The following is a 19,968-nucleotide window of genomic DNA, read 5'->3' on the forward strand; positions in this document are numbered from 1 at the left end:
ACAGCTGCTTTTTGCGAGGGCAGCTTTTTCGGCCGCAGCTAGCGATAGCGGACAGTCCGGACCCGGCCTGGTTCGTCAACTCAAGCATCGCTCGGGACGGGCTACCGTCAACGCGCCAGCCATCTTCACAAGTTCGATACCTTATGCAGACGCTGCATTCTCTCCCGCAACCCGGCCGAAATAAGAGGCCGGTCCCAGCATCAATCCACTGGCATAGCCGCGACCATCCTGCGCGATACTGGAAACGCAAGCACCTGCAGCAAATAAACCGGGAATTACGTTGCCGCAGGTATCGAGCACCTCGGCATCCGAAGAGGTCTTCAAACCGCCCAGGGTGATGTAATAATAACAGGAATTGCTGTAGGAGACTTCGAAAGCAGCGTAGGGGCCTTGGTCCAGCGGTTGCAGCCAATCCTTATCCTTGTGAAAAAGCGCATCGTCCCCTTGCGCTGCACCTTCGTTATATTTCTTCATGGTGCGCTGGAGCGAACCGTGGGGCATATCCAGCCCCGCTTCCATTTCTGCGACCGTTTCCCAACCGTCGACGAGACGGTGGTGAGCATTATCAACCTCGGGATAGGCAAAGATTGCTGAATCCATCACCAGATAGGCTGTGGTTCCACGCTGCTCCATAATCGCCTGGGCGGTGCGGCCGTGATAACTGTCTTCGGCGACGAATCGTTCGCCGTCGCTATTGACTAGAATCGCTTTTATCAGTTGCTCCGGCGGGTAAAAGCTGGCGGTGGCGATGATCCCATCCATCGAACGCAATTCTGCGTTCGCCGCTTGTCCAAGACGAATGGCGTCACCATCATTGTTCGGAATTCCCAATGGCTCACAGCTATTGGGAAATTGAGGGGCATAGTGGCTGACCATCTCGCGGTTCATACCGAAGGCGCCTGCTGCCAGCACAACCCCGCGTGCTGCACGGAAGAATTTCTGCCCATCACTCTGCTTCGCTCGCACACCGATGATACGCCCGGCTTCATCGCGGAAGAGCGCATTGACACGACTGTCTGCCTCGACGCGCACGCCTTCGCGTTCGCACGCGGCAATCAATGCAGCCATGGCCAAGGCCCCGCCTCCATCGCCTTCCTTGGCAACCTTGTGTCCGCGTGGCACCGGTATTGATATCTTGTTAAAGGGCCATAATTTCTCGTTACCTGTGGATGCAAGGCAATCATCCGTGGGGGCGATTACCGACTTGCCTTTGTAATGGCCTCGATTGAAAGGCACACCCTGAGCCTCAAGCCAATCGAACTGTGCAACCGAATTATCGCAGAAGCGGCGTACCAGCTGTGCGTCCGGAGCCCCGGTACTGGCCATCAGGAAGTCAAACATATTGTCAGGCGTATCCTCGTATCCGGCCGCCATCTGAACGTCCGTCCCGCCGCCGAAGTAAAAAATACCTGCTGAGAGCGCGCTGGCCCCGCCGCCGCCCGATGCTCGCTCAATGACCAGCACGTCGGCGCCCGCCCGGCGTGCTTCCAGCGCTGCGCATGCTCCTGCAATGCCATACCCAATGACAATAACGTCAGCGCTATCGTCCCAATGGTCGATTGTCGAAGGAGAGAGAATTTCAGCACAATAATCTGGATCGGTCATGGGTATCACTCTCTTGCAGCTTTTAAATCGCATGACACAGGAGAGTTCAGCCTCCCCCCTGCGTTCGAACATGGCAGCGCCATCGCCGGAGATTTTAAATGCATTGCTGCAGCTCTCCGTCTTGTCGCGTTCGATTTTGTATAGCTCTCGGCTGTCGAGTCAATATTAAATATAACATTGATATAAATAAAATGACCATCCTGTCACTTGGCGATCCAGCTCCTAATAGGCGAAACAAAGTCTCCAATGCCGCCGTTAGATCGACACTCAAATGTGCGATTCGAGTTCAATTTTGGAGGGCAGCACACTGTGATTGCAAGACGCTAGCGCAATACCGAAAAGATCGAGTGCTCGATCCGCAAGATATCATTTTAAACTGGCATCAACTCCAGAATATGATCGGAAGCATTTGAACATGGGTTGGCTCCTGGCGCGAAAGAAAATTTTTTCGCGGAGCAGGCTCCGAGACCCACCGGGTAGTGGCCAGCTAACAAATCGTATCGATAGAACCTTCAAATTCACTTTCCAGCACACGGGTCTGACGCGCGGCAGACCAGTTTTCAGGATCATGGATTGCTTGGATTGCTATGCCGACAAGCACTGCAAATATCCTTCGCTCCTCAACATCCTTTTCCTCTTCATCGAGCGACCGAACGTGTGAATTGCGATCGAGCAAACCGCGTATTCTTTGGAGTGTGTTCTCAGTTTTCGACACCTGTTGTTGTCGAAACTCCTTGTCGGTCAGCGTCATATTCCAGAACGCAATCCAGACTTTCCAATTGTTCCGACTTTCTTCGTCGGTGGGGAGCAATGTCAGCAAGCAGGTGGTAGTTGACTGCCCGGAATCTACTGCCTGGGCAAACCTGAATTCAGCGATTTCCAGAGTATCAAGAAAAATGAATAGCATGAGTTGCCGCTTATCCTCGAAATAGTGCGAGATCACAGCGGTGCTCAGATTCGCGGCTTCTGCAATTCGCCTTACCGTGAGTTTTTCGAGCCCGTATTCCAGCAATATTGCCCTAGCGATTCCGACTACCTGTCGGCGGCGCTCATCATGATCAACTATGCGTGGCAAAATTACTACCATCTCTCGGTTTCGGAAGAACCGGTGTCTAATCGAGTCATGACAATCGCGCAAATTTTTCCGAATGTTCACGCAGAACTGCGGCATGCACGGATTTGCGATCTTGTCACCAATCGGCATATCGATGAAGTTCCGGAACCCGGATGCTTCATGAAATGGGAGCAGGTCGGCGAGCCGATCGTCATCGTCCACGGCATGGATGGCGAAGCCCGGGCCTGCGCGATGCAGCCAATCTCGCCTGGAAGCTCGCGGCTGTCGCGCAAGGAAAGGCAGACCAGGCGCTGCTGGGCACGTATCAGCCGGAACGCGCGCCCAATCTGCGCGCCACAATCGATATGGCGATCATGATGGGACGGATGGTGTGCACCACCAGTCGGCTTGGCGCAGCGCTGCGCGACATCAAGTTGGGGGTCGCCAGGATGCTCGGCAAGCTGCCCAGCGGCCCTCCGGCCTATCCCCCGATCGGCACAGGCGCGATTATGGCCGGATCACAGGGGGCCGGAAGCTATTTTCCGCAACTGGTGGCAGACGACGGCAGCCGGCTGGACGAGGTGCTCGGGCCAGGCGTTTGGCTGATCGGACGCGAGACGCTTCAGGAAAGCCGTATGGCACCATTTGCTGCCGGATTGCGCGCGTGGCTCGATCACCAATCGGCTGAGGCGGTTCTCGTGCGTCCCGATCGCTACGTGTTCGGGACTGGCGAGAGCCGAGTTCTCAATGCTCATTGGCAGGCCCAGATGGCAAGCGGCCACGACTGCTGAGGGATGTTGGAACTTAGCGAGAATTGGCTGAAGCCTTGGATTTCAGAACCAATGCTCGCTAGGCCGTTGCCTAACCGCCTAAAACGGAACGTCGTCGTCCAGGTCGCTGTCGAAGGCGCCGCCGCCCTGGCCGCCGCCGGTCTGGCCCCAGCTGCCGCCACCTGATCCGCCACCGGACGGCGCGCCGCCGCCCCAGCCGTCGTTGGAACCGCCGCCCTGACGACTGTCGAGCATTTCCATTTTCGCGTCAAAGCCCTGCAGCACGACGTCGGTCGAATAGCGGTCGTTGCCGGACTGGTCCTGCCATTTGCGGGTCTGCAGCTTGCCTTCGAGATAGACCTTGCTGCCTTTTTTCAGATAGCGTTCGGCGACCCCGGCCAGGCCTTCGTTATAGATCGAGATATTGTGCCACTCGGTCTTTTCCTTGCGCTCGCCGGTCTGCTTGTCTTTCCAGCTTTCCGAGGTCGCAACGCTGAAATTGCACACTTTTCCGCCATTGGCAAAGGTACGCACTTCCGGGTCCTTGCCCAGATTGCCTACGATGATGACTTTGTTGATGCCGCCGGCCATTTCAAATTCCCTCAAAAATATTGCATGAATATCGATTCTTGCGGACTCTATAGACCGAGGGCGACGGCACTCCAATATGTAATCCCGGCTGCGGCATAGGCGAGCGCGAAAAGATACAGGACCATGAAGGTCGGCCATTTCCAGCCGTTGGTTTCGCGGCGCGTGACAGCGATCGTAGAAATACATTGCGGGGCAAAGACAAACCAGGCGAGGAAGGCCAGCGCGGTCGGCAGCGACCAGCTGCTTTGCAGCCGTTCGGTGAGCGATTTGGCTTCCGCTTCCTCATCCGTTGCATTGATCGCATAGGTCGTGGCCAGCGCCGCGACCGCAACTTCGCGCGCTGCCATCGCCGGGATCAGGGCGAGCGCGATATCGCGGTTGAAACCAATCGGCTTGACCACTGGCGCGATGACGTTGGCGATCCGTCCGGCCACGCTATAGTCGACCTGGCTCATCGTACTGTCCTCAGGAACCTTCGGGAAGGTCAGCAGCAGCCAGAGAATGACGGTAGCGGCGAAGATGATCGTGCCGGCGCGGCGCAGGAAGATCCAGGCGCGCTGCCACAGGCCGAGCAATATATCGCTGAGCCGGGGCAGCTGATATTTCGGCATTTCCATCAGGAAGCCGCTGTTCGGTCCCTTGGTCACTGTGCTCCTGAGGACCAGCGCAACGATCATCGCGCCGACAATGCCAAAGACATAGAGGCCGAACAGCACCAGACCCTGCAGACCGATGCCGGGCCCGACCTCAGTCGGCGGAATGAAGGCTCCGATAATGATCGCATAAACCGGCAGGCGCGCCGAACAAGTCATCAGTGGCGCCACCAATATCGTGGTCAGCCGGTCCTTCGGATCAGAAATGCTGCGCGTCGCCATGATGCCGGGAATGGCGCAGGCGAAGGACGACAATAGCGGAATGAAGCTGCGCCCCGACAGGCCGACGCTGGCCATCAGCCGGTCCATGATGAAGGCAGCCCGGGTCATATAGCCGCTCGCTTCCAGCAACAGAATGAACAGGAACAGGATCAGAATCTGCGGCAGGAACACGACGACAGACCCGACGCCGCCGATCGCGCCCTCAATGATGAAATCGCGCAGGAAGCCGGCCGGCAGATTGGCCTCGACCGTGGCCGCAACCCATTCGCTGGCGCTTTCGATCCATCCGATGGGGGCTTCCGACCAGGCGAAGACCGCCTGGAACATCACGAACAGCACGCCAAACAGAATGACTGGACCGATAACGGGGTGCAAAAACAGGCGATCAGCCCGCTCCGACCAGCGCCGGCCAGCGGTTTCGGCGACGATTGTCAGGTTGGCAATGCGCTTCGCCTGTTTGCTCAGGCCGTGATCGCGATCCTTCGCAACCACCGGTTCGGTCTTGTCTTGCTTATCCTGCAAACGGCTTTCCACCGCAGCAGCCAAATCTTCGAGACCGCGCCGCCTGACCGCCACGGTTGGCACAACCGGAACCCCGAGAGCTTGCGACAGTTTTTCCGGATCGAGAGTCAGGCCATCCCGCTCAGCCAGATCCATCATGTTGAGCGCCACCACGACCGGCTGACCGAGTGCGATGACTTCGAGCGCGAAACGCAGGTGATTGTCGAGATTGGCGGCATCGAGCACCAGAATGATCGCATCGGGACGGCGCTCGCCCTTCTGCAGTCCCATGATGACGCCGCGCGTCACTTCCTCGTCGGGGCTGGTCGGATCGAGGCTGTAACTGCCCGGGAGATCGACCAGTTCAGCGGGCCGGCCGTCGGCGAACGCAAAATGTCCGGATTTGCGTTCGACCGTCACGCCGGGATAATTGGCGATCTTCTGGCGCGCGCCAGTCAGCGCGTTGAACAGGGCGCTTTTGCCCGAATTGGGGTTGCCCGCGAGGACAATGAGAGGAGCGGCTTCCGACATAAATCAGGCTGCGGTCGTCACCGCAATCGGGCATACCGATATCGCCCGCGCATGCGATCTGCGCACCGCGATCATCATGCGCCCCACCTTCAGGGCGATCGGGTCATTCATCCCGAACATGCCCTTGTGGAGCTTTTCAACCGAGACGCCCTGATCGATGCCCAGCGCCCGAAGCCGCCGACCTTCGTTTTCCGAAATAGCTGTCCAGTCGATTGCGACGACTTCCGCGCGCTGCTTGAGGGACAGCAGGTCCAGGGTTGTGGATGGTTGCATATATCTCGACACTCGATTTCTCTAATTGCGATTGATTATCAATATTGATTAGATTTGGCGAGTCTTTTCGTGAGATTGTGTCGCGCACGTGCGCATCAGGTCACGGCCAGGGATCGCACTATAGTATTCGGTCAGGCTCCCCGGTAGCGCAGCCGGCCGACGAAGCGGGCCATACTGAACCGGTCGCCACCGCGGCCCGTGACCTTCGCCTTGACCTTCTCGAACTGCATAATATTTTCGATCCGGCGATCGAGAAAAGCTCGCGTCTCGGCAAAATCTTCGCTTTCATCATCGAGGAAAACGCTGATCGTGCTGCCATAGATACCGGCAAGCAGAGTGCGCTTGGTATAATGATTATAGTCGGTCGCGGTGTCACCGGTGAGCCGCCAGATGCGGTCTGCGGTCCGCCAGCCCAATTTCGCAGCCCGGCGCAAATGCGGCGGTGCCGCCAGGATCGCGACAGCCCGCCGCAGCCCCTCCCGATCCGCCGCCACAGCTTCCAGCCGCGCTTCGACCAACAGCTTGATCCGCTGCCTGACCTTCATCGCAGCCAGTTCATCGGCACTATATTTGGCCGCCATCTTCGCATCGACCGCCTGAAACCAGGCGTCGATCATGTCTACCGCACCATCGTTGAACGCGAGTCTGGCGAGGTCGGCATCAATATTGTTGAGGTCAGCAGCGGCCAGCACCGCCTTCTCGTTCCAGCCGTCAAACGCCGCCTGCGTCGCCAGTTCGGGCGCGAGAAAGACGCGAACCTCATCCAGTGTCGGATCTTTGGGCAGCGCAACAGTCATGGACATTCCTTTGAAATCAGAGCTATCGATATAGACAGAAATTGCTTGGTTTCAAACCATTGCATTTAACGGTGCTGCATCTTAACTACCCAGTTAACAATTCAGGCCTCCAGTTTCAGGGAATTCCATCTTGTCCACATTATTTGATCCAATCACCGTTGGCGCTATCGAGGCCCCGAACCGCATGTTCATGGCGCCCCTGACGCGCTGCCGTTCAACCAGGGACCATGTGCCAACGCCGATCATGGGTGAATATTATGCGCAGCGGTCCGGCGCCGGCCTGATCATTTCCGAAGCCACTGGTATCAGCCAGCAAGGCCTGGGCACGACCTTCGCGCCCGGCATCTGGAACGATGCCCAGACCGAAGCGTGGAAACCGGTGATCGAGCAGGTCCATCAGGCCGGTGGACGGATCATCTGCCAGCTTTGGCATATGGGCCGGATCGTCCACCCCGATTTCCTGAATGGCGAGAAGCCCGTGTCTGCGTCGGCGACCACCGCGCCGGGCAAAGTGCGGACCTATGAGGGCAAGCGCGATTATGTCGAAGCACGGCCACTGGGAATCAGCGAAATTCCCGATCTGCTGGATGATTATCAAAATGCAGCCGAAAATGCCAAGAAGGCAGGCTTTGACGGCGTCCAGCTGCACGCGGCCAACGGCTATCTGATCGACCAGTTCATTCGCTCCGGCACCAACCTGCGTACCGACGAATATGGCGGCCCCACCGAAAACCGCGTCCGTTTACTGGGCGAAGTGACACAGCGGCTGGTAGATGTCTGGGGCAGTGACCGCGTGGCTGTCCGCCTGTCCCCCAATGGCGATTCCCAGGGCGCGGATGACGCAACTCCGGTAGAAACCTTTACCACGGCTGCGAAACTGCTCGACACAATCGGTATCGCCTTTCTCGAACTGCGCGAGCCGCCTCCCCACGGCACCTATGGCAACACCGATGTGCCGGCCGTCAGTCCCGATATCCGGCCCGTGTTCAATGGCCCGCTCGTGCTCAACAGCGATTATTTTTATGATAATGCCACAGAGGCGCTGGCTGAAAACAAGGCGGATGCCATTAGCTTTGGCCGGACCTTCATGACCAATCCGGATCTGCCAAAGCGTTTCAAGGTTGGCGCCGAGCTCAACCCGATCGACTTCACCCCGACCTGGTACACCCAGGGACCGGAAGGTTATACCGATTATCCAACGATGGAGCAGACGGAAGAAGCCACCGCCTGAAACGGATCGCGGCTGTCTAAAAGGCGCTTTGCAGACGCAGGAACATGTCCTGAACCACCGGTACCGGCGATGGTTTCTCGTTCATGCGGCGGGCGAGACGCTGGAGGCGCTGGAACAGATCTTCGCTGGCGCGGATGATCTCTTGCGCCTCTGCGGGAAACCGGGCGATCATCAACGGATCAGAAGCCGGCGTCTCGCCAAGCGCACGATCACGGTTCCAGGCCTCGCCATCGGTTAGTTCGCCGCTGTGCAGGGCTTTCTGGTTCAGCAGCCATGCAATGCAATGCATCAGCCTAGTGGTGACCTTTAGCGACTCACAGGAAAAGGACACCGCAAGCAGATTGGCCGGATCACATTCTTCATTGAACCGCCCTGATTCAAAATAGGACCGCGCTTCATCCGCGAGCAGCATCGCTTCAGTATAAAGCGCGTCCAGCACTTTCGGTGTCAGCAAGAAGTTACGGTATCCCATGGAGGCTCCGTAGCAAAATATTGCCACCAGTTAACAGCGGTTTTTGGGCATTCGTTAGCCGCAAAACCGCCGTGTTCCATAGTGGTACGCGAGCCGCCCTGGGGGTAAATGGTGGATAATATTGGTTAACATTCGGCGAAGCCGCGGAGCAGCGGGGGCTTCAGGCAATGATGTCGGGAATGAGCTGGTTTTCGAGCAGAATGATCCGATCGCGTAACTGCAATTTTCTTTTCTTCAGTCGCGCCGTCCGGAGTTGATCCGGATTGCCCGCTTCAACAAGCGCCGCAATAGCCTCGTCGAGATCACGATGCTCAATTTTCAGCAGCTCAATCCGCGTTTGCAACTCTTCATCGCTCATCGCCATTCCGGATCAATCTCCCTCTTGCGTGGCCGCAACAATTTTGTAATCTTAACTGTATTCGTGGTGCAAGTCTAAACCAAGACAATTTAATCATGAACCCGCGCCGATTGGCGCACAACGCAGGAAAAGGAGCCTTCATCCTCGTTCATTTTCAATAACTACATTTTGAGGAGACTTTAATGATTCAGAATCACATATCAGCATTGCGCCAAAAACATGAAGCGCTGGAACGCAAGATCAACGAAGAAGAAATGCGGCCCCTTCCCGACACGATTCGAATTCATAGTCTCAAGAAGCAAAAGCTCCGGCTGAAGCAGGAGCTTATGAACTAGCCGAGGCGCAGCAACGGCGATCCGGCTGGCCTGACACCAATAAAATCGGTTTTCGCACCACAGTAGTTTTTCAACGTCGCTCTTATGCGGCCTTTCTGCTAGGCGTAAATAATGCCAGCCTCTGATCCCTCTAGCACCAAGACTGCTCGCAATATATTGACCGGCCTGCGGTCGATCATGGCGTCGCGCGGCAATGCCCAGGTGAAACTGAACCAGGTGGTCAACACGATCGCGGACGCGGTCAGCAGCGAGGTCTGTTCGATCTATCTGCTCCGCGAAGGCGTTCTGGAGCTTTTCGCCACCCGCGGCCTGAATGCCGAGGCGGTGCATGTAACAAAGCTCGCCGTCGGCGAAGGCCTGACCGGCTATATCGCAAAAAATGTCGAGACATTGAACCTGGACGAGGCGGCCAGTCACCCCGATTTCCAGTATCGCCCGGAAACCGGCGAAGAGAAATTTCACAGCTTTGCCGGTGTGCCGATTATCCGGAACCAGCAATCGATCGGCGTATTATGTGCCCAGCACGTCGAACCGCGCCGCTATTCCGAAGAAGAGATTGAAGCTTTCCAAACTGCGGCCATGGTGCTGTCCGAGCTGATTTCCAGCGCCGAATTTGTCGATGACAATCTGGCAGAGGAATCCGCCTCGCTGGATAATGGCTCCACTCGCCTGAGCGGCCTGCAACTGGTCAAGGGCAAGGCCAGCGGTCACGCGGTGTTCCATCAGCCGAGAGTGAAAATCGAGCATACCGTAGCCGAAGACATCGAGGCCGAGCGGCACCGGGTTTATTCGGCATTCGACAAGATGCGCGATCAGATCGACCAGATGACCAGCCAGGCGGAATTTGGTGTCGGCGGCGAGCATGAGGAAGTCCTCGAGACCTACAAGATGTTTGCCTATGACGAGGGCTGGAGTCGGCGCATCAACGAGGCGATTGACAGTGGCCTGACCGCCGAGGCTGCGATCGAGCGAGTGCAGCAGCATACGCGCATGCGGATGCGGCAGATCGACGATCCGCTGCTGGCGGAGCGGATGCATGATCTGGAAGATCTCGCCAACCGGCTGCTGCGCATCGTTTCCGGACAAATGGGTACAGCGGCAAAAATGGGATTGCGGCAAGACACGATCCTGATCGCCCGCAATCTGGGGCCTGCCGAACTGCTGGAATATGACCGGCGGCGCCTGAAGGGTGTGGTACTGGAAGAAGGCTCCCTCACCGCCCATGTGACCATCATCGCGCGCGCCATGGGCATCCCGATACTGGGACAGGTCAAGAATATCCGGCAAGTGGTGCGGGAAGACGATCACCTGCTGCTCAACGTCGATGACAATGCGCTGTTTGTCAGGCCCAGCGCGTCTGTCGAGGAGGCATTTGAAGCCCAGCTGGAACTGAGCCAGAAAAAACGCGCCGCCTATTCGGAGCTGCGCCACAAGGAAGCCATCACCAAGGACGGCGTGCGGATCACCGTCAATATCAATGCCGGTCTGCGCGATGACATGGCGCTGCTCAACCTGACCGGTGCCGACGGTATCGGACTCTTTCGGACCGAATTTCAGTTTCTGGTTGCTGCGACCATGCCGGGCCGGGCCGGGCAGACGCGCTTTTACCGCGATGTTCTGGACGCTGCCGGCGAAAAGTCGGTGATATTCCGCACCGTGGATATCGGCGGCGACAAGCCGCTGCCCTATTTTCAGACCAGCGATCCCAAGGAAGACAATCCCGCGATGGGCTGGCGAGCGATCCGCATCGGGCTGGAACGCGATGCCCTGATGAAAGTGCAGGCCCGCGCATTGTTGGAGGCAGCCGCCGGGCGGAAGCTGAACGTCATGTTCCCGATGATCGCCGAGCCCTGGGAATTCGATCAGGCCCGGGCGGTCTTCGAAAACCAGCGCGCCTATCTGCACAGCCAGAAGAAGCGGCTGCCAACAACGATCCGCTACGGCGCGATGCTGGAAGTCCCAGCGCTCGCGGAATGTCTCGACCTGATGGCAGACCGACTCGATTTTCTATCGATCGGCACCAATGATCTGACCCAGTTTCTGTTCGCTGCTGACCGCAGCAACCCGAAACTGGCCGAGCGGTTTGACTGGATGAGCCCTGCCATTCTCCGGTTTTTGCACCGCGCCGCAGACAATGCCGCACGCTACGAAATTCCGCTCAGCGTGTGCGGAGAAATGGGTGGCCGGCCATTGGATGCTCTGGCTCTGCTCGGTCTGGGAATCCGCAGTTTGTCGATCACGCCTGCTTCGGTGGGGCCGATCAAGGCTATGGTCCGGTCGCTCGATCTGGGCAAGGCGACAACGGAAATGGCAGCGATTTTGAAGGAAGCGCCGATCGAACCCAGACAAAGGCTGGAGCAATGGGCAAATGAGGGCGATGTCGATCTGGGCTGACCGGCCGGAAATTTTTCGACGGTTCTGTGCGAACAAGGTAAACCTATGTTAATAACGTAAATCTGTGTTAATAACGTAAAATGCAGCATCCCAGCCATGATAGCCATTGACATTTGCTGCCCAAACTGGCTTTTTTCCAACGAAATCCGGGGAATGCGAAAAGGGTCGCAAATTGATCCGGCCAAGGGAGTATTGAGTGGCCGAAGAGTCCAATGACGAGGAAAATGTCGAGCTGAATCTCCACAGCACGGGGGAAACATTACGGCGTGCGCGCGAGGAGAAAAACCTTTCGCTGGACGATATCGCCAAAAAAACCCGCATTCCGCACCGTCATCTGGAATCGATCGAAAATGGCGATTTTGATGCCCTTCCCGGACGAACATATGCGATCGGATTTGCCAAATCCTACGCGCGGTCGGTCGGGCTGGTTGACGCGACGATCGGCAGCCAGCTACGCGCGGAAATGGAAGAACAGGGTCACGGCGCTTACCAACCTGAATCCAGCGGATATGACCCCGCAAGCCCGTCCAGCATTCCGCCGCGATACCTGGCGTGGACCGCTGGTGCGATTGCCCTCCTGGTCCTGATTGGCTTTCTGGTCTGGCGTTCGTTCGTTCTCAATCCCGATGATGTGACACAGGTTGCCGAGAGTGACACCACAGCGACGGCGGCACCGACCGCAGCAGGCTCCAATGCTCAAACGGTAACCAATAGCGTTACAACACCGCCCAGCGACGGCACCGTGGTGCTCACGGCAACCGAGCCGGTCTGGATGAAAATCTATGACGCCGAGGGAAACCGCCTGTTTGAAGATGAGATGGCTGCCGGAGATACATTTACCGTTCCGGCTGACGCAGATGATCCGCAGATCCTGACCGGGCGACCGGACGCGCTGACCGTGACCATAGATGGTCAGGTGGTCCCTCAACTGGGCACGGGAGAGCGAACCATCAAGGATGTCGGCGTGAGCGCAGCAGCATTACTGGCGAGGGAGCAAGGCGAAGATCAAGCCGCTGATCTGTCGTCCGACTAGCGAACGCCTCCTCCGGTGCCATCGCCGAAAGCGGTGGGCTAACACCGGCTTCCTCGTACAATTTTGTTTACTTTTCAGTCTGATATATGGTTAATATATCGGGCATCAGCGGAGGCCATGATGAAGACATTCGGTATCACTATCCTGCTCACCAGCCTGTTGATCGGCACGCCAGCAGCAGCACAAAGCGCAAATGTCGACAAACGCGTGGACCGGCTTGAGAAGGAAATGCGCGCGGTCCAGCGCAAAGTTTTCAAGGGTGGTGCAACGCGCTATTTCGAGCCCGAAATAGCGGCTGAGAAACCGACCGCTTCGCCAGCGAACACGATCACCACTTCGGCTGTCACCGACTTGATTGCCAGAGTCGATGCACTGGAAGCCAGCTTGGCACGCCTCACCGGGCAAGTGGAGGAAAATGGCTATCGTCTGAAAAAGATCGAAGACCGGCTGGCGGCGGCAGAAGCTCCGGCCGCGAGCGCTGGGCCAACGACGGCCGTGGGATCAGCTCAGGCTGCCGCCGCAAAGGCGTCTGCAGCGGCAGAGGCAACGCCTGATCCAGACCGGGTCGCCGGTGTTGCAGCGATCGTGATGCCCGACACCGGGGATGCCGTAGAAGACGCATATGTCTATGGCTTTCGCCTGTGGGACGCGAAATTTTATCCGGAAGCGCAAGCGCAGCTGAAAAAAGTGGTAGCGGAGCATCCGGATCATGAGCGCGCAAGCTTTGCCCAGAACCTGCTCGGCCGTGCCTATCTCGATGACAAGAAACCGGCGCTGGCTTCGGTGGCCTTTTATGAAAATTACCAGAAAAGGCCACGTGGAGGACGCGCACCGGACAGTCTGTATTTTCTGAGCACAGCGCTGGTCCAGCTAGGCAAGAAGAAAGACGCCTGCCGGGTGCTAGCGGAAATGCAGGAGGTTTACCCCGAAGTGGCGACTGGCCGACTTGCTGCGCGCGTGACATCGGGCAAGGCTGCCGCCGACTGTAAATAGAATATGGACGATGCGGCCGCCTCGTTCGACAGACGGTTCACGGCGGCGCTGGATCGGTTGATCCCCGAGCGGGAATCGAAAGGCCAAAAGCTCGGGCTTGCGGTTTCCGGGGGACCCGACAGCCTCGCACTATTGTTGCTCGCCTTGCGGTCCTGCCCCGGCCAGATTGCGGCGGCAACGGTCGATCACGGCCTCCGGCCCGCCGCCCGCGACGAAGCAGAATTTGTCGCAGCGCTATGTCGCCAGCACGGTATTCCGCATGAAATTTTGCGGCCTGCCGTCCCGATCCGCGGCAGCATTCAGAGCAGCGCCCGGCGCGTACGCTACGAATTGCTGAACGTCTGGATGCAGCAGAACGATATCGACTGGCTGGCCACGGCGCATCACGCCGACGACCAGCTGGAAACTATGATCATGCGGATCTTGCGCGGCAGCGGGGTCGACGGCCTGTCGGCTATTCGCGAAAAACGGAATATTATCATCCGCCCCCTGCTCCACTTTCAAAAGGCGGAACTGATTTCCTATGTCGCCGACCTTGGCATCACACCCGTCGACGATCCGTCCAATCGCGATCAGAGCTATGATCGGGTCCGGGTGCGCAAGGCGCTGGAAGATCTGGATGGATTTGACACCAGGCTTGCCAGCCAGAGCGCAAGCGCCCTGAGCGACGCGCGCGAAGCCATCGAGTGGATGGTGGAGCGGCTGGCTGCCGACCATATCACCGCCACGGACAGCGGCTGTACCTTCTCACCCGCCGCATATCCGCGCGAAATTCAGCGCCGACTATTGCTCAAATGCCTGCACATATGCGAGCCCACATTGGCGCCGCGCGGCAACCAGATCGATCAGACGCTGTTGGCACTGGAGAAGGGACAGACCGTCACCCTCGGCAATATTCTGTGCGAGGGCGGCGATATCTGGCGCTTTCAGCCTGCGCCAGCGCGGCGGAACGGCTGAAATTCCGTGCGCGGCCAATATCGTGAAACCGTTCGTTAACTGTGATCGGGAAAAACATTGGCCTTTATATTGTTATCTGTCGCAAAAGCCCTATCTTTAGGGGAATGACAAAATCGCGGCGACAGGTCCAATGCCCGCAGCGACAATGATGACAGGACAATATGCCTCATGAATGACGAACAGGATCCAAAAGAAAACCCGTGGATGAAAAGCATGGTCATCTGGGCCGGCGTTATCATCGCGCTTCTGCTGACCGTTTCGATGTTTGGCGCTGGTGCACATTCGGATTCCGGCTCTGCAATCAGCTATTCGTCATTCCGCAACAAGGTCGAAGAAGGCAGCGTGAAAAGCGTCGCCATCGCACCCGACAAAATCACGGGTGAGCTGACCAATGGTGACATGTTCTCGACCACGCCGGTTGGCAGCGATCCTTCTCTGGTCACATTGCTGGATGAAAAGGGCGTGGAATATAGCGGCAAGCCACAGGAACAGGCCAGCATCTGGCAGATCATATTGGTCCAGTCCCTGCCCTTCCTGCTGATCCTAGGCATTGCCTTTTTCGTGCTGCGCCAGATGCAGAAAGGCAGCGGATCCGGCGCGATGGGCTTTGGCAAATCCAAGGCAAAATTGCTCACCGAAAAGCAGGGCAAAGTTACTTTTCAGGATGTCGCCGGGATTGATGAAGCCCGCGAAGAGCTGGAAGAGATTGTCGAATTTCTGAAAAATCCCGGTCGCTTTGCCAAGCTGGGCGGCCAGATTCCGAAAGGCGCGCTGCTGGTCGGTTCGCCCGGTACCGGTAAAACGCTGCTGGCCCGCGCCATTGCAGGCGAAGCCGGCGTGCCGTTTTTCTCCATCTCCGGTTCCGACTTCGTTGAAATGTTTGTCGGCGTCGGTGCCAGCCGGGTCCGCGACATGTTCGAGCAGGCGAAGAAAAATGCGCCCTGCATCGTCTTTATCGACGAAATCGACGCGGTTGGACGCCATCGCGGTGCCGGCCTCGGCAACGGCAATGACGAACGCGAACAGACGCTGAACCAGCTACTGGTGGAAATGGATGGTTTCGAAGCCAATGAAGGCATCATCATCATCGCCGCGACAAACCGCCCTGATGTGCTCGATCCTGCGCTGCTGCGTCCTGGCCGATTTGACCGGCAGGTTGTTGTACCCCGACCGGACATCGAAGGCCGTGAGAAAATCCTGGCGGTGCATATGAAGAAAGTGCCGCTGGCACCCGATGTTGATGCCCGCACGATTGCGCGCGGTACGCCCGGGTTCTCCGGTGCCGATCTGGCCAATCTGGTCAACGAGGCAGCGCTGATGGCGGCCCGGCGTGGCAAGCGGATGGTCGCGATGAGCGAGTTCGAGGATGCCAAGGACAAGGTCATGATGGGCACCGAGCGGAAGTCCATGGTGATGACCGACGACGAGAAGAAGATGACTGCCTATCACGAAGCCGGCCATGCGATCGTGTCGGTCCACGAGGAAGCTTCGGATCCGATCCACAAGGCGACAATCATTCCGCGCGGCCGTGCCCTCGGTATGGTGATGCGCCTGCCGGAGCGGGACAATTACAGCTATCACCGCGACAAGATGCACGCCAATATGGCGGTATCCATGGGTGGCCGCGTCGCCGAGGAAATCATCTTCGGCTATGACAAAGTGTCTTCAGGCGCGTCCAGCGACATCCAATATGCGACCAAGCTTGCGCGCGACATGGTGACCCAGTGGGGCATGTCCGACGAAATGGGGCCGCTGCAATATGAAGAAGAGCAAGGGGAAACCTTCCTTGGCTATTCGCAGTCCCAGCGCGTCCACATGTCTGACGAAACGGCGAAGAAAATCGACCTCGAGATCCGCAAATTGATCGACGACAGCTATAATCGGGCGAAGCATCTGCTGACCAAGCATAATGATCAGTTACACGCACTGGCCAATGCGCTGCTCGAATATGAGACGCTGTCGGGCGAGGAAATTGACGAGCTGGTGAAGACCGGCAAGTTCGAACGCCCCAATGGTGGTGTCGTCAAGCCGGCTGCGGTTCCGACAGTCGGCGCTTCCATCCCGAAAGCGGGTCGCAAGAAGAAAGGCCCGTTTAACGATCCCAAGCCGCAGGGCGCATAGGTCGTCCGGCGCTCGGGACGGGCATACAAACGAACAAAGAAAAGGCCGCTTGGGATATCGTCCCGGCGGCCTTTTCTTTTGTCTGAAATGTCGTGCGCGGTATCGCCGACCGCTTAGCGGCGGCCGTAATCTCCAGCAACGCCAGCGCTACGCGGTGGTGCAGCAGCGGTCAGACGAAGTGCCTCCGCTGACTGGCTGATCGAACCGATTTCGTCCGGCGTGTCATCATCATCGATGAGAACCTTCTGCAACGACTGGGTCAGGCTTTCCTGCAGATCTTTCGGTTTTACGGTTTCCTCTGCAATTTCACGCAGCGCAACCACCGGATTTTTATCGCGATCGCGATCCACTGTCAGCTCTGCGCCGCCTGAAATCTCACGTGCGCGCTGGGCAGCGAACAACACCAGATCAAACCGGTTTGTAACTTTATCAACGCAATCTTCAACCGTAACGCGAGCCATAAGGCGCTCCTGATTCTGCAAACTATTGGAAAAGAACCCTCCACCTAGGGAGAAATGCGGGATTTGTCAACAAATCCGGAGCGTGCCCGCACCGTAGACCAATCTAATGGTTTGTCCGGGGACCAGTGATAATCTATGTCGCAAAACCATGAAAAATATACAGAACGGCAAGCCGACAAGACGACCGGTGGTTCCGCGATTCTATGAGGTTGGCGGCAATCGGCTGCGGCTTATGCGAGCTGCGAAAGAGCGGCTTTCGGCCTTGTTGAAGACACTCGAAGGCGCAGACCATAGCCTCAAGCTGTTCTTCTACATGTTCGAGGATGACCGCGTCGGCAACAGGGTCCTCAAAAAGCTGATCGCGGCCTGCAAGCGCGGGGTTGCAGTCGAATTAATGGTCGACAGCTTCGGTTCCAATGGCACGCCGCGCAAATTCTTTGATCCGCTGATCGCAGCAGGCGGAAAATTCAAGTTTTTCAGCCCGCGCTTCTCCTCCAGCTATTTCGTTCGCAATCATCAAAAGATGGTGATCGCCGATGACTGTCGTGCCCTGATTGGCGGATTCAATATCGCGGACGAATATTTCAATCTGCAACCCAGGGATTCCGACACCGGCCTCACGGACGACAGCTGGGAAGATCTCGGCATGGAAATTGAAGGGCCTGAAGTGGCCAATCTGGCGGATTATTACCGGATATTGTCGAATCTGGTCTATCGCAACAACGGCAACATGCGCTCGCTGCGGAAGATGGTGCGCCAATGGGACGCCGGCGATGGCCGGTTTCAGTGGCTGTTAGGCGGACCGAGCAACCGCATGAGTCGATGGGCGGCAGCGATCAAGAAAGATCTCGAGCAGGGCCGGCGACTGGACATGGTGACGGCCTATTTCTCCCCCGGCCAGGGGCTATTGCGGCGGATTGGCGGATTGTCCAAGCGCGGCGGGCAAAGCCGAATCATATTGCCGGGCAAAACCGACAATGCCGCGACTATCGGGGCAAGCCGTTTGCTATATGGATATCTGCTGAAGCGAAAGGCACAAATATTCGAATATCAGCCGCGGCGCTTGCACACCAAATTGGTGATCGTCGATGATGCTGTCTATATCGGATCGGCGAACTTCGATTTGCGCAGTCTTTTCATCAATGTCGAAATGATGCTGCGGATTGAAGATGCCGACTTTGCCGAACACGCGCGTTCGGTGATCGACGTTCTGCATAAAAATACCGAAACTATTACCGTGCAACTTCACAAGTCTCGGGCCTCATTCCTAAATCGCATTGGCTGGGCCCTGTCCTATTTTCTGGTCAACACGCTCGACTATCGTGTGACCCGCCGGCTCAATATCGCGAGCGCGAAATAAAGCGCGATAGGTGGCGACCACTGTCTAGCCGCCGATGCCTCGCCTTCTGTCGCAACAGAAGAATCATTCATCGCAATCCGCGATTTTAACCCTGTTCAGATAGAAGCCCTTAGCTACAAGGATTTATGAACATTCCGATAGGCTATGATCGACGACAGATGAACAATTTTCGGCTGATATTGACCGCGCTGCTCACCGCCGCACTGGCTGCCTGCGTATCGCCACCGGACAGGCCGGTTCCGCAGCAGAGCAGGGCTGCGCCCCCTCCGGTCTATCAGAACAAGGCACCATCTAGCCCGCCGCCTGCCCAGAGCACACGCGAACAGCCCAACCCGGCCCTGGTTCGGGAAATCCGGGAATTATGGCGAACCTTCCCGGGGAAAACCGGGATTGCCGTAAAACGGATCGATGGCGCCTGGGAGTTCGGTTTTCGGCCGGATGAATATTTTCCCCAACAGAGCGTTTCCAAACTGTGGGTCGCGATGACCATGCTCGACAAGATCGATCAGGGGAAAGCGTCGCTGTCCGACCCGATCCGGATTGGCAAGGAAGACCTGACCCTGTTTCATCAGCCGATGGCCGTCGAAGTGGAGCGGAACGGCGCGGTTGTGAAGACCGTCTATACGCTGCTCGAAATGGCCCTCGCCAGCAGCGACAATACAGCGAATGACGCCTTGCTACGCCATGCTGGCGGCCCTGAGGCGGTGCGCCGTTTCATCGCCAAAAACTCTCTCGGCAAGATTCGCTTCGGACCGGGCGAGCGCCTGTTGCAAAGCGGTATCGCCGGGATGGAATGGAAGCAGGACCTGTCTCACCGGAGAAATTTCTATGCGGCGCGCGCGAAAATTCCGGTCGAGCAGCGGCGGCAATCACTCAATGCCTATCTTGCCGACCCCGTTGACGGCGCCAGCCCGCTTGCGATCGCCGGCGCTCTCGACAAGCTGGCCCGCGGCGAACTGCTGTCCGATAATTCGACAAAATTGCTGCAGTCGATATTGAAGCGTACGCGCAGCGGTCCGAACCGTCTGAAGGCCGGCGTCCCGGCCGGGTGGGAATTTCTGCACAAAACCGGAACCGGGCAAGAGCTGGGGGCGGTCGCCACCGGATATAATGACGTCGGAATCATGACGGCTCCTGATGGAACACGCTATGCTGTAGTGGTGATGCTCGGCGATACAACCGCGTCGATCCCGGCGCGGATGCGCCTGATGCAATCGGTCACCCGCGCGGTGGGGCGCTACCATCCGGGCTAGCGC

Annotated in this window: 19 protein-coding genes; 10 read left to right on the top strand and 9 right to left on the bottom strand. The window is 57.5% G+C overall.

Translation table 11 applies throughout. The annotated features are described in order from the left end of the window. Window positions 1–141: 141 nt before the first annotated feature. The gene (locus ACN0WW_RS06685; RefSeq protein ID WP_417610695.1) at window positions 142–1,605 is read right to left on the bottom strand and encodes an FAD-dependent oxidoreductase; all 1,464 of its coding nucleotides are present in this window, start codon (window positions 1,603–1,605) and stop codon (window positions 142–144) included. 487 nt (window positions 1,606–2,092) lie between these two features. Further along, on the bottom strand, window positions 2,093–2,809 hold the full coding sequence (locus ACN0WW_RS06690) for a TetR/AcrR family transcriptional regulator (RefSeq protein ID WP_417610697.1): 717 nt from the start codon (window positions 2,807–2,809) through the stop codon (window positions 2,093–2,095). A gap of 23 nt (window positions 2,810–2,832) precedes the next feature. On the opposite strand from ACN0WW_RS06690, the gene ACN0WW_RS06695 reads away from it, so the two are divergent. Beyond that, window positions 2,833–3,450 carry an FAD-dependent monooxygenase gene (locus ACN0WW_RS06695; RefSeq protein ID WP_417610699.1) on the top strand — a complete coding sequence of 206 codons (618 nt, stop codon included), beginning with the start codon at window positions 2,833–2,835 and terminating at the stop codon, window positions 3,448–3,450. 78 nt (window positions 3,451–3,528) lie between these two features. Here the strand turns inward: ACN0WW_RS06695 and ssb are convergent, their stop codons facing one another. The 4 genes from ssb to ACN0WW_RS06715 form a co-directional block, all read right to left on the bottom strand. Next, window positions 3,529–4,020, bottom strand: coding sequence for a single-stranded DNA-binding protein (ssb, locus tag ACN0WW_RS06700; RefSeq protein ID WP_417610701.1), 492 nt, complete (start codon window positions 4,018–4,020; stop codon window positions 3,529–3,531). 47 nt (window positions 4,021–4,067) lie between these two features. Next, the gene (gene feoB, locus ACN0WW_RS06705; RefSeq protein WP_417610703.1) at window positions 4,068–5,927 is read right to left on the bottom strand and encodes a ferrous iron transporter B; all 1,860 of its coding nucleotides are present in this window, start codon (window positions 5,925–5,927) and stop codon (window positions 4,068–4,070) included. Window positions 5,928–5,930: 3 nt separating this feature from the next. Beyond that, on the bottom strand, window positions 5,931–6,200 hold the full coding sequence (locus ACN0WW_RS06710; protein WP_417610705.1) for a FeoA family protein: 270 nt from the start codon (window positions 6,198–6,200) through the stop codon (window positions 5,931–5,933). Window positions 6,201–6,331: 131 nt separating this feature from the next. Continuing rightward, on the bottom strand, window positions 6,332–6,997 hold the full coding sequence (locus ACN0WW_RS06715) for a COQ9 family protein (RefSeq protein ID WP_417610707.1): 666 nt from the start codon (window positions 6,995–6,997) through the stop codon (window positions 6,332–6,334). 130 nt (window positions 6,998–7,127) lie between these two features. On the opposite strand from ACN0WW_RS06715, the gene ACN0WW_RS06720 reads away from it, so the two are divergent. Continuing rightward, the gene (locus ACN0WW_RS06720; RefSeq protein ID WP_417610709.1) at window positions 7,128–8,228 is read left to right on the top strand and encodes an alkene reductase; all 1,101 of its coding nucleotides are present in this window, start codon (window positions 7,128–7,130) and stop codon (window positions 8,226–8,228) included. A gap of 16 nt (window positions 8,229–8,244) precedes the next feature. Here ACN0WW_RS06720 and ACN0WW_RS06725 read toward each other — a convergent pair whose 3' ends face one another. Together ACN0WW_RS06725 and ACN0WW_RS06730 are read right to left on the bottom strand one after the other, a co-directional pair. Then, a complete protein-coding gene (locus ACN0WW_RS06725; protein ID WP_417610711.1) occupies window positions 8,245–8,700 on the bottom strand; it encodes a DUF1465 family protein in 456 nt (151 codons plus the stop codon). Window positions 8,701–8,860: 160 nt separating this feature from the next. After that, complete coding sequence (locus ACN0WW_RS06730) at window positions 8,861–9,058, bottom strand: YdcH family protein (protein WP_417610713.1); 198 nt, start codon at window positions 9,056–9,058, stop codon at window positions 8,861–8,863. Window positions 9,059–9,240: 182 nt separating this feature from the next. On the opposite strand from ACN0WW_RS06730, the gene ACN0WW_RS06735 reads away from it, so the two are divergent. From ACN0WW_RS06735 to ftsH, 6 genes are all read left to right on the top strand, one after another. After that, window positions 9,241–9,393 carry a YdcH family protein gene (locus ACN0WW_RS06735; RefSeq protein WP_417610715.1) on the top strand — a complete coding sequence of 51 codons (153 nt, stop codon included), beginning with the start codon at window positions 9,241–9,243 and terminating at the stop codon, window positions 9,391–9,393. A gap of 111 nt (window positions 9,394–9,504) precedes the next feature. After that, the gene (gene ptsP, locus ACN0WW_RS06740; RefSeq protein WP_417610717.1) at window positions 9,505–11,787 is read left to right on the top strand and encodes a phosphoenolpyruvate--protein phosphotransferase; all 2,283 of its coding nucleotides are present in this window, start codon (window positions 9,505–9,507) and stop codon (window positions 11,785–11,787) included. A gap of 196 nt (window positions 11,788–11,983) precedes the next feature. Further along, window positions 11,984–12,820, top strand: a complete 837-nt coding sequence (locus ACN0WW_RS06745; RefSeq protein WP_417610719.1) for a helix-turn-helix domain-containing protein — start codon at window positions 11,984–11,986, stop codon at window positions 12,818–12,820. 117 nt (window positions 12,821–12,937) lie between these two features. Beyond that, window positions 12,938–13,813: a hypothetical protein gene (locus ACN0WW_RS06750; protein WP_417610721.1), complete on the top strand. Its 876-nt coding sequence runs from the start codon at window positions 12,938–12,940 to the stop codon at window positions 13,811–13,813. 3 nt (window positions 13,814–13,816) lie between these two features. Further along, a complete protein-coding gene (gene tilS / locus ACN0WW_RS06755) occupies window positions 13,817–14,770 on the top strand; it encodes a tRNA lysidine(34) synthetase TilS (protein ID WP_417610723.1) in 954 nt (317 codons plus the stop codon). Window positions 14,771–14,938: 168 nt separating this feature from the next. Continuing rightward, entirely contained in the window at window positions 14,939–16,891 is a 1,953-nt protein-coding gene (gene ftsH, locus ACN0WW_RS06760; protein ID WP_417610725.1) for an ATP-dependent zinc metalloprotease FtsH, read from the top strand. Between the two features lie 113 nt (window positions 16,892–17,004). On the opposite strand, the gene rpoZ is transcribed toward ftsH, so the two are convergent. Beyond that, a complete protein-coding gene (gene rpoZ / locus ACN0WW_RS06765) occupies window positions 17,005–17,352 on the bottom strand; it encodes a DNA-directed RNA polymerase subunit omega (protein ID WP_417610727.1) in 348 nt (115 codons plus the stop codon). 148 nt (window positions 17,353–17,500) lie between these two features. Here rpoZ and ACN0WW_RS06770 point away from each other — a divergent pair, with 148 nt between their 5' ends. Next, window positions 17,501–18,712, top strand: coding sequence for a phospholipase D-like domain-containing protein (locus tag ACN0WW_RS06770; RefSeq protein WP_417610729.1), 1,212 nt, complete (start codon window positions 17,501–17,503; stop codon window positions 18,710–18,712). 125 nt (window positions 18,713–18,837) lie between these two features. Then, window positions 18,838–19,965 (top strand): serine hydrolase, encoded by a 1,128-nt coding sequence (locus ACN0WW_RS06775; protein ID WP_417610731.1) that lies wholly within the window; start codon window positions 18,838–18,840, stop codon window positions 19,963–19,965. Window positions 19,966–19,968: the final 3 nt, after the last annotated feature.

Origin of the sequence: Parasphingorhabdus sp. (genome assembly GCF_048269865.1) — a bacterium.
Classification (GTDB): domain Bacteria; phylum Pseudomonadota; class Alphaproteobacteria; order Sphingomonadales; family Sphingomonadaceae; genus Parasphingorhabdus.

What these genes read in the sequence shown, in the direction of transcription:
- ACN0WW_RS06735 (WP_417610715.1), top strand. Translation starts at nt 9,241, where the DNA reads ATGATTCAGAATCACATATCAGCATTGCGCCAAAAACATGAAGCGCTG.
- ACN0WW_RS06750 (WP_417610721.1), top strand. Translation starts at nt 12,938, where the DNA reads ATGATGAAGACATTCGGTATCACTATCCTGCTCACCAGCCTGTTGATC.
- ACN0WW_RS06685 (WP_417610695.1), bottom strand. Translation starts at nt 1,605, where the DNA reads ATGACCGATCCAGATTATTGTGCTGAAATTCTCTCTCCTTCGACAATC.
- feoB (WP_417610703.1), bottom strand. Translation starts at nt 5,927, where the DNA reads ATGTCGGAAGCCGCTCCTCTCATTGTCCTCGCGGGCAACCCCAATTCG.
- ACN0WW_RS06725 (WP_417610711.1), bottom strand. Translation starts at nt 8,700, where the DNA reads ATGGGATACCGTAACTTCTTGCTGACACCGAAAGTGCTGGACGCGCTT.
- ACN0WW_RS06770 (WP_417610729.1), top strand. Translation starts at nt 17,501, where the DNA reads ATGAAAAATATACAGAACGGCAAGCCGACAAGACGACCGGTGGTTCCG.
- ACN0WW_RS06715 (WP_417610707.1), bottom strand. Translation starts at nt 6,997, where the DNA reads ATGACTGTTGCGCTGCCCAAAGATCCGACACTGGATGAGGTTCGCGTC.
- ACN0WW_RS06730 (WP_417610713.1), bottom strand. Translation starts at nt 9,058, where the DNA reads ATGAGCGATGAAGAGTTGCAAACGCGGATTGAGCTGCTGAAAATTGAG.
- ACN0WW_RS06775 (WP_417610731.1), top strand. Translation starts at nt 18,838, where the DNA reads ATGAACATTCCGATAGGCTATGATCGACGACAGATGAACAATTTTCGG.
- ftsH (WP_417610725.1), top strand. Translation starts at nt 14,939, where the DNA reads ATGAATGACGAACAGGATCCAAAAGAAAACCCGTGGATGAAAAGCATG.
- tilS (WP_417610723.1), top strand. Translation starts at nt 13,817, where the DNA reads ATGGACGATGCGGCCGCCTCGTTCGACAGACGGTTCACGGCGGCGCTG.
- ssb (WP_417610701.1), bottom strand. Translation starts at nt 4,020, where the DNA reads ATGGCCGGCGGCATCAACAAAGTCATCATCGTAGGCAATCTGGGCAAG.
- ACN0WW_RS06690 (WP_417610697.1), bottom strand. Translation starts at nt 2,809, where the DNA reads ATGCCGATTGGTGACAAGATCGCAAATCCGTGCATGCCGCAGTTCTGC.
- ptsP (WP_417610717.1), top strand. Translation starts at nt 9,505, where the DNA reads ATGCCAGCCTCTGATCCCTCTAGCACCAAGACTGCTCGCAATATATTG.
- ACN0WW_RS06695 (WP_417610699.1), top strand. Translation starts at nt 2,833, where the DNA reads ATGCTTCATGAAATGGGAGCAGGTCGGCGAGCCGATCGTCATCGTCCA.
- rpoZ (WP_417610727.1), bottom strand. Translation starts at nt 17,352, where the DNA reads ATGGCTCGCGTTACGGTTGAAGATTGCGTTGATAAAGTTACAAACCGG.
- ACN0WW_RS06710 (WP_417610705.1), bottom strand. Translation starts at nt 6,200, where the DNA reads ATGCAACCATCCACAACCCTGGACCTGCTGTCCCTCAAGCAGCGCGCG.